The 1,400-nt window shown below is 58.4% G+C and carries 1 protein-coding gene; it reads right to left on the bottom strand.

Annotated features, from left to right (window positions below):
- Positions 1-186: 186 nt before the first annotated feature.
- Positions 187-1,353 carry an ISH3 family transposase gene (locus ACP96_RS15615; RefSeq protein ID WP_050034035.1) on the bottom strand — a complete coding sequence of 389 codons (1,167 nt, stop codon included), beginning with the start codon at positions 1,351-1,353 and terminating at the stop codon, positions 187-189.
- Positions 1,354-1,400 lie beyond the last annotated feature (47 nt).

Below are 1,400 nucleotides of genomic sequence, written 5' to 3'. Positions count from 1 at the left end.
TCAGTACCTCACAAAGCATCCTCGGATAGCTGTTTCTGAAGCCTGAGTTCCACGGCGGAACGGTTGTGCTGGTGGCCTTGACGAGAAGATCTTCGACGAACCGACGGAGAGCTGTCGCTGTCGGCGGCAGCCGCCGCCAACAGCGACAGCGTCGCCACTCTCAACGAAGGCTAGCCCGGTCGGGGATTAGCGGGTAAACCGGTCGTCTGGTGGTCGGTTTGCGGGGACGGCCCGACGCGTCGCGAGGGCCGTCCACGCTGCCCGTTGAATCATGTTGATGAACTCCTTGAACGACCACTTCCAGAGGCGACGCCCCCCACGGCGGGGCGTCGCCACGTATTCCCAGTGTAAATACCGCCAGACGTTCTGTAACAACAAGCTCACCACGACGTACAGCAGCCGTACGACCGGATTTTGTGTCGAGGTCGTCGCAATACTTTGCTCGGAGAGTCGGTAGCTGGCCTCGATACCAAAGCGTTTCGCGTAGTGGTATCGAGCGTCTCGTGGTGAATCGATGAACGGCGCGTCAGCGGCGTAGCCGTGACGCGCCACTCCATGTTCGTCGTACCGTCCATTTTGGTACGTACAGTCGATGTAGACGGGAAACTCGACGGTCCAGCTGTGACCGTCGAGTTTCGCCGTCATGTCGTGTTGAATCACGCGACTCCAGCCTTCCGAGAGTTCTTGCTTGATCGTCTGCCCCCAGCGGACGATCGGCATGACGTAGGCGTGGTTGTGTGCCTGAAGCAGCGTCAAACACTTGCTGTCGTAGAATTCGCGGTCAAGAAAGACGGCCTTGACCTCGAGGTCAAGGCTGTCGAGGATACCGAGAAACTCTGCGAGGACACTGCTGGCGGTGTCGCCGTCTTCGAGACGGCGCACCGCCAGCGTGTAGCGTTTGTTCTTCACACGCGCGTAGAGTGTGGCGTAGGCGTGGAACGCAGTCGTTCCACGCTTCGCTTGTGAGTGGTACAGGCCGTCTGTCCCATCTTCGTCGCCGTAGTAGGGCCGCAGGTGGAGGTCTGAAACGACCTCCACCTGCTGGGGAAGGACGTCGAGAACGTCCTTCTGAAGGAGCGCATTTCCGACTTGCTCAAGCGTCTCAAGGTCGAATTTGGTTCGGAGATGGTAGAGAACCGAATTTTCGTGGGGGGCATCTTCGCTTTTCTCACAGAGCGTTGAGACCGAGGTCCCGTCGGCGCACGCGCCGACGAGGACCTCGTAGATGTCTTCAGCATCGATCTCGGCGTTTTCAGCGAGTGTGAGGGTGGCTTCCTCGTCAAGGGAGTTGACGAGGAAGTTAAGAAGCTGGTCCTCGTGGATTTCACCGTCTGCTTGCTTGGTATTAGACACACCTTCAGCAAGCAGACGTCTCAACTAACCGGCTTTGTGATGTACTG

The organism is Halorubrum halophilum (genome assembly GCF_000739595.1).
In the GTDB taxonomy this organism is placed as follows: domain Archaea; phylum Halobacteriota; class Halobacteria; order Halobacteriales; family Haloferacaceae; genus Halorubrum; species Halorubrum halophilum.
The sequence above is the reverse complement of the archived record's forward strand: the minus strand, read 5'-3'. Positions and strand labels throughout refer to the sequence as shown.